Raw genomic sequence first — 12,657 nt, 5'->3', positions numbered from 1 at the left:
GGACGCTGTCTAGAGGCGCCAGGGCGGCGGCTCGGCGGGGAGATAGCGGCAGGTGCTGCCGGTCGAGACGGTGTCGCGCAGGTGGGCGGCGAGCGCGGGGTGGCGGTCGTCGAGCCGGCGCAGCGTGTCCCGGATGCGGGCGGTCACGGTCTTGCGGGCCCGCTCGGCCTCGTCACCGAGGCGACGGCTACGGCCCGCCAGCCCTGCCGCGGCGCGCAACTGGTCGAGCAGCGCCGCGCGCTCGGCGTCGAGGCCGGCCACCTTCGACTCGTCGCCGCGGGCGGCGGCCCGGTCGATCTCGTCGTCGAGCCGTTGCAGATGGCGCCGGTAGCGGGCCTTCGCCTCGTCGTCGAGGACCGGGTCGCCGCCGAGCCGGCGGGCGGCGGCGAGCTCCGGGCCGGCGGCGGGGTCGAGCAGCTCGACCGCCGGCACGTCGACACCGGGCCGGCTGAGCAGCAGGCGCAGGTCGTGCAATCCCTTGGCGTCGGGCAGGTGCGCGACCACGCCCGCGTACGTGAGCTGCCAGACGGGACCGTCGCGGCGGAACTCGTACGCCTCGACGAGCTGCCGCACGAAGATCGACGCGTCGGCCGCCTCGACCGGTTGCTGCCCGGTGGTTGGCGCCTGGGCGGCGGTAGGTGGCTGAACGGGACGCTGTCCGGCGGGCACCGCACCGACCCCGGCTGGCGCCGCGCCGGCCAGCCGGGTGAGCACCTGGGCCATGCCGAGCGTGCGGGCGTCCCGTTCGGTGGCGGCGCGCAGCTCCGCCGCGGCGGCCGCGTCGCCCGGCCGGTCGCGCCCGGTCAGCGCGTCAGCGAGCGCGGCGCGGGCGAGCAGGGACCAGGGGCGGGAACCCATCCGGCCGGCGGCGTCGCGGGCCGAGGAGAGGAGGGCCACCGCGTCGTCCCATCGCTCCTGCGCGGCGTCGACGAGGCCCAGCCAGTGGTCGACCGGGCCGCTGATGTCGCAGCCGAACAGCGCGGCCATCCAGCCGCCGCGGTGCGGTTCCAGCGCCTGCCGCACCTCGGCGCAGCGGCGCGGGTCGCGGGTCGCGACGGCGGCCTGCGCGCGCAGCCGCACCCACAGCGGAGAAACCGCACGGGAGTACGTCGTCCCGGCGGCTTCGATGCCGGCGGTCAGGCGTGCGGCCGTCTCGTCGTCGCCGCGCTCGGCGGCGGTGATCGCCCGGAGCAGTTCCAGGTGGGGGTGCCCGGCCACGTCCGGCCCGTCGAGCAGCGTGTCGATCTCGTCGAACCGGCCCTGCAGCAGCAGCCGCGACCAGCGCAGGTGGTGGCCCATGAACGCGTGGTCGGAGTGCCCCCACTCGCCGTAGTCGTTCAGCTCGGAGAAGAACTCGTCGGCCTCGGTGAAGTCGCCCCGGAACGCGGCGATGATGCCGCCGTCGATGGCCGCCCCCATCCGGTGGCGGGCGTTGTCGCTGTCCCGGCCGGCCGTGACGAACGCGGTGAGCTCCCGGTGGTAGCCGGGGTCGCCGAGTTCCAGCAGCGCGACCCAGCGCAGCGAGGTCGCCCACATCTCGGTCTCCCGGTCGCCGGTCCGGCGGGCCACGTCGCGGATCTCGACGGTGAGCGACGCCCGGTCGGCGGCCGTGCCCAGCCCCCAGGTCGTGTCGTGGCGGGCCCACAGGCTGAACGTGAGCGCCTCGTCGTCGTGGCCGCGGCGGGCGAGCGTCTCGGTGGCGGTGATGAGGTCGGCGATGAGCGTGCTGAGCGGCGCGGCGACGTCGGGCTCGCCGATGAGCCGCCGGTACGCCTCGCGCAGCAGCTCCTCCGGCTCACCTGAGCGGCCTGAGGTGGGCCGGTGCCGGTGGGCGGTGAGCGCGACGCGGGCCAGCACCACCGGCTCGTCGAGCGCGAGCGCCAGGGTAGCGGCGTCGGCGAGGAGCCGCTCGGCCTCGCCCCGGCCGCCGGCGTGGTGCAGCAGTTGAGCGAGCTCCACCATGATCTTGACTCGTTGGGTCGGATCCTCGGCGACCTCCCGCGCGCGGCGGAAGTGGACCGCCGACTCCTCCATGGCCAGCCGACGGCCCGCGTCCCTTGCGGCGGCGACCAGCAACTCGGCGGCCCGGGCCGGGTCGAGATCGGCGCCGGCGAGCCAGGCGTGGCGGGCCAGGTCGGCGGGGATCAGCCGCTCGGCGAGCGCCGCCGAGCGGTCGACGGCCCGGACGACCGCGGCGTGTCGGGCCCGCCGGTCGTCGTCGGGCAGCCCGTCGTAGAGGGTCTCGCGGACCAGATCGTGGGCGAAGGCGAACCGGCCGCCGCCGCGGGCCACCACGAGCCGGGCGGTCACCGCGCGGTCCAGGAGCCGGTCGACCTGCGCGGCCGGGGTGGGTACGCAGGCGGCGAGGACCTGGCGGTGGAAGTCGCGGCCCAGCACGGCGGCGACGGTGAGCGCCTCGACCACCGGGGCGGGCAGTTGGGCGAGGCGCCGCCGCACGGCTTCCCGGACCCCGGGGGCGATCGTGGTGACCAGGCCGTCGGCGCGCCACAGCCGGGCGGTCTGCTCGACGAAGAACGGGTTGCCGCCGGTCCGCCGGTGCACCTCGTCGAGGAGGCCCGGATCGGGCTTCCGTCCGGCCGTGCGGGTCATCAGCGCGCCCACCTCGTCGCGGGACAGGCCGGTGAGGGTGACGGTGGTCGCCTTCGCCGTCAGTGGCATCAGCAGCGGGCGCAGCCGGTGGTCGCCCGACTCGACCTCCGCGTCCCGGTAGGTGCCGATCAGCAGCAGCCGCTCGAACCAGGTGTGCTGGGCGGCGAACTGCAGCAGCCGCATCGAGGCGGGGTCGGCCCAGTGCAGGTCGTCGAGGACGACCACGACCGGCCGCCGCTGGGCGACCGCGACCAGCGCGGTGGTCACCGCGTCGTAGAGCGCGAACGCCTCCTGGTCGCCGTCGTCCTCGTCGCTCGTGCCGTCGGTCGCCTCGCCGAGCAGGGCCCCGAGACCGGGCTCGGCGGCCTCCCGCGCGAGCGCCCAGTCGTCAGGCGAGCGGCGCAGGGCGCGCAGCACCTGCACCCAGGGCCAGTAGCCGGGCGCGCTGTCGGAATCCCAGCAGGCGGCGCCGAGCACCAGCGCGCCCCGCTGCCGGGCCTCCTCGGCCACGGCCGTGACGAGCGTCGTCTTGCCGATGCCGGGCTCGCCGGTGACGAGCACCAGGCCGCCGTGGCTCGCGGTCGCGCGGTCCACCTCGGCGCGCAGCAGGCCCGCGGGATGCTCCCGCCCGATGATGGTCTCGCCGAACCGCGGCTGCATGGCCCCCCGACCGTAACGGAACGGGCCGACATGATGAGGGCAGCGGCCGCCTGGCCGGTCACGAGGTGCGGGTCGGGCGGGCGGCGGTCCGCCGGCGAACCGTGGGCGCATGACCGGTGGCTGGGCCCCGGATGCCGGTACCGCACCGACAAGCCTCGATGCGCTTGCGGCGGTCGCTTAAGATCACGCTGACGTGGTCACAACGGAAACGGGGGCTGAGGTGGCGTCTACCGACCCGTCCGGCATCGACAAGGCGCTCACCGACACGTTGCGCAGCCTTGCCGCCTACCAGTCCACAAGGGAAGCCGCGGATGCGCCGCCGCCCGAGGGGTACGGCGAGGCGGCGGACGGCCTGGTCCGCGTCCGCACCGCACCGCCGGGCCGGATGACCGCGCTGGAGGTCGACCCGCGGCTGCTCCGGCTCGACCTCGCGACGCTGACCGACCACATCATGGTTGCGGTCAATGACGCGATGGAGGACCTCCAGCGGGCCACGGCGACGACGGCGGGCCCGGTCGACCTCGGCGACCTGGGCCGGCAGCTGAGCGCCATCCAGCAGGACGCCGCCCGACAGTTCACGACGTTCCTCGACGGACTCGCCGACGCGCAGGACCGGCTGAGCCGTCGGGGCGGGTGACCGCGGCGTGCAGATCGATCCGGACGGGCTGGCCGCCGCCGGCGACGCGATGCGTTCGGTGGCTGACGACTTCGCCAGCCGGGTGACGGCCTTCCAGGCGCGACTGGCCTCGATCGGCCCGGCGTTCGGCGACGACGACACGGGTTCCCTCCTCGGCATGGCGTACGAGGAGGCGTCCGGCTTCGTCTTCGAGGCGCTCACCGAGGCCCTCGAGGAGGTCGGTTTCGCCGGCGACGACCTCGCCGCGATGGCGCGGTCGCACGAGGCGAACGAGGCCGACACCAGCGACCTGTTCCACTCCATCCTCGGACGGCTCGGAGGCTGACGGCGTGGGCCTGCAGATCCCCGGCGAGCTGCGCAGTCTGCTCGACATCCTGGGCTACGACTGGCCGGCTTCGGACGAGCAGAAGCTGTTCGAGCTGGGCCAGGCGTGGCTCGAGTTCAGCGACGAGATGGCGGAGTTCCTGGCCGGGGCGGTCACCGCCGCCACCAACGCCCTCGCCGGCAACGAGGGCGGCGACGTCGAGGCGTTCCGGAACTGGTGGGCGGGTGCGGAGAGCCCGACCGCGAGTCTGGTCAGCAACGTCACCGGGTCGGTGGTCGGCGGGGCCGGGCTCATCATCTGCGCCGCCATTGTGCTGGCCCTGAAGATCGCCGTCATCGTGCAGCTGACGATCCTGGCGATCCAGATCGCGCAGGCGATCGCCACCGCGGGCCCGACCTTCGGCGCGTCCCTGCTCGAGATTCCCGTGTTCCAGACGCTGGCCCGCACGATCGTCGGCAACCTCATGCAGGAGGCCGTCTGGCGGTTGATCGATGGTTAGGAACCGCACCGGCAAGATCGCCGCCAAGTTCGCCCGGGAGTGGGTCCGGGACCTCAAGAAGGTCAAGCGTCGGCGGCGGGGCGCACCCGACGCACGGCCGACCCGCAACGCGTCCCCGGCCCGGCAGGCGTCGTACCGGGCCCGACAGGAGGCCGACCGCCAGCAGCGCAACGGGCGGGTCAACGGCACCGCCGAGGCGGTCACCACGGCGGACGGCCGGCACACCGCGGTCTCCGTGAGCGACGGTCCGGACAAGATCTACCCGCACCACCGCGAGGTGGCCCGGGCGCTCGACAGCGTGCCCCAGAACCTCCGCGCGCCGTGGCACGGCAACTGCGCGCTGCCGCAGTCGTTGTCGAAGCTGCTGGACCGGGGCATCGACCCGCGCGGGGGCGCCATCGGCGCGGCGCGGATCCGCGCCCCCGGCAACCCCGGCCACGGCGCCCACAACCCGTGCTGCAACAGTTGCAAGTCGTTGCGGAACGAGTTCGACCTCAAGGAGGCGCTGTGATGCGCGGCGACGAGCGCGACCTGCCGGCGCGGGCGGCACAGGAGCTCAAGGCGGCGGGCTGGTCGCCGCGCCGCCGGACGGACGTGTCCGGGTGGGAGAGCGCGCTCGCCCCGGAGGGGTTCACGATGCACCCCGCCGCGCGCGCGTTCCTGACCGAGTTCGGCGGCCTGGCCGTGCCGGTCAGCGGTCCCGGACGGGACTACGCCCGCATCGGCGTACGACTCGACCCGACCCTGTGCCTGGGGCAGAAGACGTGGTTCGACAGCCTCGACGCGTCGACGGCCGGCCAGCTCTATCCGGTCGGGGAAGAGTACGACGGGCACGCCAGCCTGGCGATCGACGCGGCCGGCACCGTCCACATGCTCTTCAACGACCAGATCAAACGGGTCGGCCGCGGCGCGACCGGCCTGGCCCGGCTGCTGGAGGGTGAGGAGGCCCCGAGCGAGCCGTGAGCCGCCGCGCTCCACGAAAGCCCTCGACCCGCTGGCACGGCGCGGTCGGGGGCTTCCTCGTGTCCGCCGCCCGACGAGTCCCGGCCGGCGGTCCGGCGAGCCCGAGAAAATTCAACTGATCGGTTTACGAACGGCCCGGCGCCAGCTATCGTCAACCACATGGTTGAGGATCCGGTGGGGATGGACGCGGTGTTCCACGCCCTCGCGCACGGGGCGCGGCGCACCATGCTGCGCCGGCTCGCCGAACGGGAGCTGACCGTCGGCGAGCTAGCCGAGCCCCTGGACATGTCCCTGGCGGCGGCCTCCAAGCACCTGCAGGTGCTGGAACGCGCCGGCCTGGTGCGGCGCACCATCGCCGGCCGCCGGCACGTCTGCGCGCTGGAACCGGCCCCGCTCGCCACCGCCTCCGCCTGGCTGGACTTCTACCGGCGCCACTGGGCCGACCGCCTCGACGCCCTGGAGGCGCTCCTCACCGACGACGAAGGGACCGACCGATGACCACCGCCGTACGGCTGCGCCGCGACCTGCCCGCCCCGCCCGAGAAGGTCTACCGGGCCTGGCTCGACCCCGACCTGCTGCGCCGCTGGCTCGCCCCCGGCGGGCTGGAGGTGGCCCGCGCCGAGGTCGAGCCGCGGATCGGCGGCCGGTACCGGATCTGGCACACCGACGCCGGCGCCGACGTCGGCGGCTTCGACTGCGAGCTGGTCGAGCTGGAGCAGGACCGGCGCATCGTCTGGCGCTGGGGCTTCGTCGGCCCGCGGCGCGCCGACGGCCCGACCTTCGACTCGCTGCTGACCGTCACCCTCGACGGGAAACCGGGCGGCGGGACGGCGCTCACCCTCGTACACGAAAGGTTGGACGACCTGGCGGCGGCGATGCCGCAGGTGGCCGACGGCGTCGCGGCCGGCTGGACGTCGGTGCTGGACAAGCTCGCGGAGGTGGCGGCGTGAAGGTCGTGGTGGTCGAGTGGATGAGCCTGGACGGGGTGGTGCAGGCGCCCGGCGCGCCCGACGAGGACCCCAGCGGCGGCTTCGCGCACGGCGGCTGGCACCTGCGCTGGTTCGACGACACCTCCCGACAGTGGGTGGTGGACAACCTGAACCAGGCCGCTGGGTTCCTCTTCGGACGGTTGACCTACGAGAGGTTCGCCGCGCACTGGCCGCACGTCACCGGGCCGGAGAAGGTGGTCGCGGACCCGCTGAACAGCAAGCCGAAGTACGTGGTCTCGTCGACGCTGTCCTCCCCCGCCTGGGCGCCCACCTCGGTGCTGCCCGACGTGCCCGCCGTCGCCAAGCTCAGGGAGTCCGGCGACGGTGAGCTGCACGTGATCGGCAGCGCCCAGCTGGCCACGTCCCTGCTGGCGCACGACCTGGTGGACGAGCTGCGGCTGATGGTCGACCCGGTGCTGGTCGGCGGCGGCAAGCGCATCTGGCCGGAGGGTGGGCGGCTCGCGTCGTTCCGCCTGACGAGCAACGAGCCAACCAGCACCGGTGCGCTGCTGCTGACGTACGGCCGGGAGCCGGCACTCGCCGGCTGACCGGTGCGGCCGTGGTCGTCGCGGGATGACTAGCGCTCCACGTAGCGGGTACGCGCGGTGCATGGGTAGCCACAAGCCAAACAAGCACGACCCCGGCGGCGAGTCGGCACGTGCGGGGCGGAATCCGGGCAGCGGGGCACGGGGCCGGCAGGGCTCCGAGGTCGAACACTCGCCAGACCGCCGGCACCTGCGGGCCGCGACCGGGACATCGGGCACGGAACGCGACCACGGCCGGGCGAAGGTCGAGGGCCGCGAGCGGATCCAACGCCAAGGGACGCGCTGAGCGCGACCTGATCCACGCGGGTTGAACCGAGCAGGCGCTGGTGGCCGTCGAGCGGCTGCCAGCACATCTGGGAGTTGATGCCGAGGTGCCCAAATTCCTGTTGCAGTCGACCTACACCCTCGACGGGCTCAAGGGGCTGATCACTGACGGTGGTACCAAGCGCGTCGAGGTCGTCCGAAAGACGATCGAGGCTAGCGGCGGCCGGCTGGAGTCGATGTACTTCTCATTCGGTAAGAAAGACACCTATGTGTTGTGTGACATGCCGGACCACAAGGCCGCGGCCGCACTGGCCATCGCCATCCGGGCGGCGGGCGGTGTGGACTCGCGGATCACACCGGTGCTCACAGCCGAGGAAATCGACGAGGCGGTCCGGGTGAAAGAGGCCTACCAGCCGCCGGGTAGATGACCTGTGTCCGGTGAGCGAGCGATGACGCCCATCCTGGTGACGGGCGGGACGGGGACACTCGGCCGCCACGTGGTGTCACGTCTGCGCGACGCCGGCTGCGTCGTACGCGTCCTGACCCGGCGCGCCCGACCGGCCGAGGGCGGAGTCGAGTTCGTCACCGGCGATCTGGCCAGCGGCCAGGGCGTCGAACGGGCCGTGGCGGGTGCCGAGACGATCGTGCACTGCGCCAGCAGCTACCGGGGCGACCCCGGCGCCGCTCGGCATCTCGTCCAGGCGGCGTCGCGGGCGGGCAGGCCGCACCTGGTCTACATCTCCATCGTCGGAGTGGACCGGATTCCGATCAGCAGCCCGATCGACCGGGCCATGTTCGGCTACTACGAATCCAAGCGACTGACCGAACGGGTGGTGACCGACTCGGGCCTGCCATGGACGACGCTGCGGTCGACCCAGTTCCACGACCTGATCCTGAAGGTCGCACAGGTGCTGGCCAGGTCACCGGTCATGCCCGTGCCCGCCGGCTTCCGGGCCCAGCCCATCGAGGCCGACGAGGTGGCGGCCCGGCTCGTCGAGCTAGCGCTCGCCACGCCGGCCGGCCGGGTGCCGGACATGGCCGGGCCGAGGGTGTACGCCGCGGCGGACCTGTTCCACGGTTACCTGCGCGCTGCTCGGCGGCGCGGGATCGTCGTGCCGTTGCCGGTGCCGGGTAAGGCGGCCCGGGCGTTCCGGGACGGGGCGAACCTGGCGCCGGAGCAGGCCGTGGGCCGACGGACCTGGGAGGAGTTCCTCACCGACCGGGTCAGGTAGGGCGGTTCAACGGCGGTGTCGCCGCCAGGGCGAGCCGGCGATGCTCGGGGTCGTCGGTGCGCTCGGCCATCGACCGGCCGGTGGTGCCGCCGCGCGAGCTGGCAGAACGGGCGATCCGATGGCGACGAGCAGGGCAGCCGAGGTGCTGCGGAGACCCGGGGATCCGCAGCGGGCCACGTTCCTGGAACTGTTCTTCGACCTGGTGTTTGTCGTCGCGATGGCCCAGCTCTCGCGCGGGCTGGTCCAGGATCTCGCGTGGAGCGGTGCCTTCCGGACGCTGGTGCTGTTGCTGGCCATCTGGTGGATCTGGTCCAGCACCGCGTGGGTGACCGACCGGATGGACCCGCAACGACCGGCGATCCAACTGCTGGTCATCACGACCCTGGTGGGCAGCCTGGTGATGGCGGCCGCGCTGCCCGAGGCGTTCGGCGATACAGGCCTGATCTTCGTCGGCGCGTACGTCGGCATACAGATCAGCCGCGGGCTCATCCTCATGCTCGTTCTGCGTGGCCACGAGTTGCAGCGCACCAGCGTGCGGGGGCTGTTCTGGTACGGCCAGTCCGCGCTGCCGTGGATCGCCGGGGCGCTCGTGCACGGTACGGCGCGTGGCGCGCTGTGGGCACTCGCGGTGGTCCTCGACCACACGGCAGGCACACTCGGCTTTCCCACACCGGCGCTGGGCCGCACGCCCAGGCAGGACCTTACGATCTCGGGCGAGCACCTGTCCGAGCGCTACCGGCAGTTCTTCATCATCGCGCTCGGCGAGCTGATCCTCGTCACGGGGCTGGCATTGAGCAGCAGCGGCTTCGCTCCGGACCGGATGGCCGCGTTCGGGGCTTCGATCGCGACCACCGTGCTCCTGTGGCGGATCTACATCCATCGCGCTGGGAAAATGATGGCGGAAGCCATCGCCGCGTCTCCCGACCCGGTCCGCCTTGCCCGATCAGCGTCATACGCCCACCTGGTCATGGTGGCCGGCCTGGTCGCCGCAGCCGTCGGCGCCGAACTCGTCATCTCCCATCCACTCGGGCACACCCAACCGGCCTGGATCGCCGTCATCCTCGGCGGACCCGCGCTGTACCTGGCCGGGCACGCCCGCTTCGAGCAGGCGGTGTTCGGCCGCGTGTCCCGGTCCCGGCCGATCGGCGTGCTTGTGCTGGCCGCCCTGACACCGGCGATGCTCGCCTCACCGCCACTGATCGTCGCCACCGCCGCTGCCCTCGTCCTGGCCGGGGTCGCCGCATCCGACGCAGCCCGCGCCCGTGGACGCCCACCCGAGCCGCCGTCACCACCCGGCTGACCGGATGTGCACCCACGTCCCGAGACCCGTCACGGACGCCCTGCACCCGAGCCGGTGCAGCACCCAGGTCCACTCGTGGCTGTGTCCGGTCGGGTAGATCCGTCGGCGCCTTTCGGTCAGCGGGGCGAGGGCTTTCGGTGCCGCCACTGTCTACAACAGGTCGTGCGGCAAGCCGATTGCTTTAGGCAACCTTTGTGGCGACCACCACCCGCGGCCAGGTACGCACCCAGTTCCTGGCCGAGTCGCTGCTGCCTTCTGCATCGAGGGCCAGTGGCACCGGGACCTCAACGAGCGCGGGTCCGTCCTGCCCACGCTCGAGCTGCTCGAACGGCTCGGCCGGATCCGGTTCATCCACAAGGACGCGGCCACCCGCGACGAGCTCTTCTACTTCCTCGACCGCTGGCTGCTCAAGCAGTACGCCGACTACCGGGTCGGCTTCCACATCCTCCGGCAGCTCGGCACCGCAGAGCGCGCAGATGTAGTCGTCGTCGCGGACCACGTTGCGCTCGCCGCAGTCAAGGCAGCGCCGAAAGACGATGGTCGCGGTGAAGCCTTCGGGGCGGCCAATACCCGCCCGGTCGAGGGCATCCGCCACCGCCGCCCAGGAGGTGGGATCGGGGCAGTAGCCGGTGGACTGGTTGCTCACCTCGGTCACGACCGAGCCGTCCCGCTCGCCGGCGAAGGCGATCTCCCCCGCGCCGAGGACCTCCCCACCGCCGGCGCAGGCGACGTGCTCGCTGCGTCTCGGCGCGAGCCGCAGAGTGCCGCCAGGGTCGATGACGTAGGTGAACGGCTCGTCACGGTCGCGCGGATCTGCGGCCGCCAGGTAGGTGTCGAGATCGACCGATGATCGGATGGGCCAGCCTTCGGGAAAGTCGGCGACCGACGCCCGTACGTCGGCCGGGCCGACGTACCGGTATCGACGCCCCGCCCGTGCCACGGCACCGACCCTACGCCCGTGCGTCCGCCGTCGTGGTCGTACGTGGTGATCCACCGCAGCCACGCTTGCTCCCTGGAGATCGACCGCCGCGAGAATTGCCGGAACCGGGCGCTGGCCTGCGGGAACGGGCACTAGCGTAGGCGTGGAAGGGGAGCTACGCGTCCCCGGCGAACGTGCAGCAGAGCGCAACCTCGTACGCCACGGTGTGCAGTAGCCGAAGGAACACCAGGAGGAAAGCCGAGGGCATGTGGGGGAAGCGGGACGACATGGTCGTCCACCAGACGGAGCCGTTCAACGCCGAGCCACCGCCGGCCGCGCTGGCCGGGCCGCTGACCCCGGCCGACGCCTTCTACAGCCGCAACCATGGATCGATACCGCAGATCGACCCGTCGACCTGGCGACTGCGTGTCGATGGCCTGGTCTACCGGGAGCTGGACCTGTTCCTGGCCGATCTGCAGGAGCGGTTTCAGCCCCGTACCGAGGTGGCCACGCTCGCGTGCGCGGGTAACCAGCGGGCCGGGCTGATGGCGGTACGGGATATCCCGGGCCAGACCCCGTGGGGGCCCGCCGCTATCTCGACGGCCGAATGGACCGGCGTGCGCCTCGCCGACGTGCTCGCCGCGGCCGGACCCGCCCCCGGCGCGGCGCACATCGCCTTCACCGCTCCGGACGTCGCCCAGGTCGCGGATCCGCCACAGCCGTTCGGCGGCTCCATCCCGTTACGGAAGGCCCTCTCCGACGAGGTGCTGCTGGCCTGGTCGATGAACGGGCAGCCACTGCCCGCGGCGCACGGTGGGCCGGTCCGGGTCGTGGTGCCCGGCTACATCGGTGCCCGCAGCGTCAAATGGGTGCAGAGCATCACCGCCTTGGCACAGCCGTCGGACAACTACTTCCAGGCGGCGGACTATCGACTGCTGCCGCCCGACGCCGACCCCACCCGGCCTGGGCAGGGCTTCGCGCTCGGCCCGGTGGCCCTGACCTCCGCGATCCTCTCCCCCGACGATGGCGCCAGCATGGCCGCCGGCCCCACCGACGTCGCCGGCTACGCCTTCACCGGTGACGGCCGGGCCGTCGTCCGCGTCGATGTCTCACCCGACGGAGGGCAGACCTGGATCCAGGCCTCCATCGACGACGCGGCCGGCCGGTGGGCGTGGCAGCAATGGCACGCCACCCTGGACCTCCCATCCGGTTGCAGGGAGATCACCGCCCGGGCGTGGGACGACGCCGGCGAGTCGCAGCCCGAGTCCCCCGCCACCGTGTGGAACCCCATGGGTTACGGCAACAACTCCTGGCACCGCATACGGGTCGATGTGCGCTGACCTGCTCTGGCGCGGTCAGAGGTGCCGGTGCAGGAAGGCGGCTGCCGCGCTCGCCGCGTCGGTGACGTACGGCTCGGTGTCGTAGAGGTCGATGTGCTGGGCGGCGTCGAGCCAGACGATCTCCTTCTCGCCGGCGGCCCGGCGGTGCAGCTCGTCGGCGAGTTCGGGCGCGCAGTGGGCGTCGACCTTGCCGTGCACGACCAGCAGCGGGGTCGCGGCGAGGAGCGGGGCCCCGCCGAGCGCGTCGAACGTCATCGGCGTATGCAGTGAGCCCCGGGTCACCCTGGTCGACGACCCCAACGGCCTGGGCGACGGCCCGTTGCGGTGAGGCGGACCAGCTCAGCACCGCGCCGCGCTTAGTAGCGTGAGCTGGC

General features: G+C 73.0%; 14 protein-coding genes and 1 pseudogene. 13 read left to right on the top strand and 2 right to left on the bottom strand.

The window, feature by feature from the left end:
• Positions 1–9 precede the first annotated feature (9 nt).
• Complete coding sequence (locus ACTWO6_RS06255) at positions 10–3,270, bottom strand: ATP-binding protein (protein ID WP_446218700.1); 3,261 nt, start codon at positions 3,268–3,270, stop codon at positions 10–12.
• A 220-nt stretch (positions 3,271–3,490) separates the two neighbouring features.
• Between ACTWO6_RS06255 and ACTWO6_RS06250 the strand changes: the two genes are divergently transcribed.
• From ACTWO6_RS06250 to ACTWO6_RS06190, 13 genes and pseudogenes are all read left to right on the top strand, one after another.
• Complete coding sequence (locus ACTWO6_RS06250) at positions 3,491–3,907, top strand: YbaB/EbfC family nucleoid-associated protein (RefSeq protein ID WP_446218699.1); 417 nt, start codon at positions 3,491–3,493, stop codon at positions 3,905–3,907.
• A gap of 7 nt (positions 3,908–3,914) precedes the next feature.
• On the top strand, positions 3,915–4,232 hold the full coding sequence (locus ACTWO6_RS06245) for a hypothetical protein (RefSeq protein ID WP_446218698.1): 318 nt from the start codon (positions 3,915–3,917) through the stop codon (positions 4,230–4,232).
• 4 nt (positions 4,233–4,236) lie between these two features.
• Positions 4,237–4,731, top strand: a complete 495-nt coding sequence (locus ACTWO6_RS06240; RefSeq protein ID WP_446218697.1) for a WXG100-like domain-containing protein — start codon at positions 4,237–4,239, stop codon at positions 4,729–4,731.
• Complete coding sequence (locus ACTWO6_RS06235; RefSeq protein ID WP_446218696.1) at positions 4,724–5,242, top strand: hypothetical protein; 519 nt, start codon at positions 4,724–4,726, stop codon at positions 5,240–5,242. The genes ACTWO6_RS06240 and ACTWO6_RS06235 overlap by 8 nt, the downstream gene beginning before the upstream one ends.
• On the top strand, positions 5,242–5,694 hold the full coding sequence (locus tag ACTWO6_RS06230; protein WP_446218695.1) for an SUKH-3 domain-containing protein: 453 nt from the start codon (positions 5,242–5,244) through the stop codon (positions 5,692–5,694). The genes ACTWO6_RS06235 and ACTWO6_RS06230 overlap by 1 nt, the downstream gene beginning before the upstream one ends.
• 159 nt (positions 5,695–5,853) lie before the next feature.
• Positions 5,854–6,192 (top strand): ArsR/SmtB family transcription factor, encoded by a 339-nt coding sequence (locus ACTWO6_RS06225; RefSeq protein WP_446218694.1) that lies wholly within the window; start codon positions 5,854–5,856, stop codon positions 6,190–6,192.
• A complete protein-coding gene (locus tag ACTWO6_RS06220) occupies positions 6,189–6,644 on the top strand; it encodes an SRPBCC family protein (RefSeq protein WP_446218693.1) in 456 nt (151 codons plus the stop codon). The genes ACTWO6_RS06225 and ACTWO6_RS06220 overlap by 4 nt, the downstream gene beginning before the upstream one ends.
• Positions 6,641–7,231 carry a dihydrofolate reductase family protein gene (locus ACTWO6_RS06215; RefSeq protein ID WP_446218692.1) on the top strand — a complete coding sequence of 197 codons (591 nt, stop codon included), beginning with the start codon at positions 6,641–6,643 and terminating at the stop codon, positions 7,229–7,231. The genes ACTWO6_RS06220 and ACTWO6_RS06215 overlap by 4 nt, the downstream gene beginning before the upstream one ends.
• 323 nt (positions 7,232–7,554) lie before the next feature.
• A complete protein-coding gene (locus ACTWO6_RS06210) occupies positions 7,555–7,920 on the top strand; it encodes a GYD domain-containing protein (RefSeq protein WP_446218690.1) in 366 nt (121 codons plus the stop codon).
• Between the two features lie 69 nt (positions 7,921–7,989).
• Positions 7,990–8,724 carry an SDR family oxidoreductase gene (locus tag ACTWO6_RS06205; protein ID WP_446218689.1) on the top strand — a complete coding sequence of 245 codons (735 nt, stop codon included), beginning with the start codon at positions 7,990–7,992 and terminating at the stop codon, positions 8,722–8,724.
• A 40-nt stretch (positions 8,725–8,764) separates the two neighbouring features.
• A complete protein-coding gene (locus ACTWO6_RS06200) occupies positions 8,765–10,024 on the top strand; it encodes a low temperature requirement protein A (protein WP_446218687.1) in 1,260 nt (419 codons plus the stop codon).
• Positions 10,025–10,283: 259 nt separating this feature from the next.
• Positions 10,284–10,463, top strand: a pseudogene (locus tag ACTWO6_RS06195) (DUF6642 family protein); the annotation flags it as partial.
• Positions 10,464–11,209: 746 nt separating this feature from the next.
• The gene (locus ACTWO6_RS06190; RefSeq protein ID WP_446218686.1) at positions 11,210–12,283 is read left to right on the top strand and encodes a sulfite oxidase; all 1,074 of its coding nucleotides are present in this window, start codon (positions 11,210–11,212) and stop codon (positions 12,281–12,283) included.
• A 15-nt stretch (positions 12,284–12,298) separates the two neighbouring features.
• Here the strand turns inward: ACTWO6_RS06190 and ACTWO6_RS06185 are convergent, their stop codons facing one another.
• The gene (locus tag ACTWO6_RS06185) at positions 12,299–12,538 is read right to left on the bottom strand and encodes a hypothetical protein (protein ID WP_446218685.1); all 240 of its coding nucleotides are present in this window, start codon (positions 12,536–12,538) and stop codon (positions 12,299–12,301) included.
• Between the last annotated feature and the right edge of the window lie 119 nt (positions 12,539–12,657).

The sequence above is a fragment of the Micromonospora sp. IBHARD004 genome, assembly GCF_052814115.1.
The sequence above is the reverse complement of the archived record's forward strand: the minus strand, read 5'-3'. Positions and strand labels throughout refer to the sequence as shown.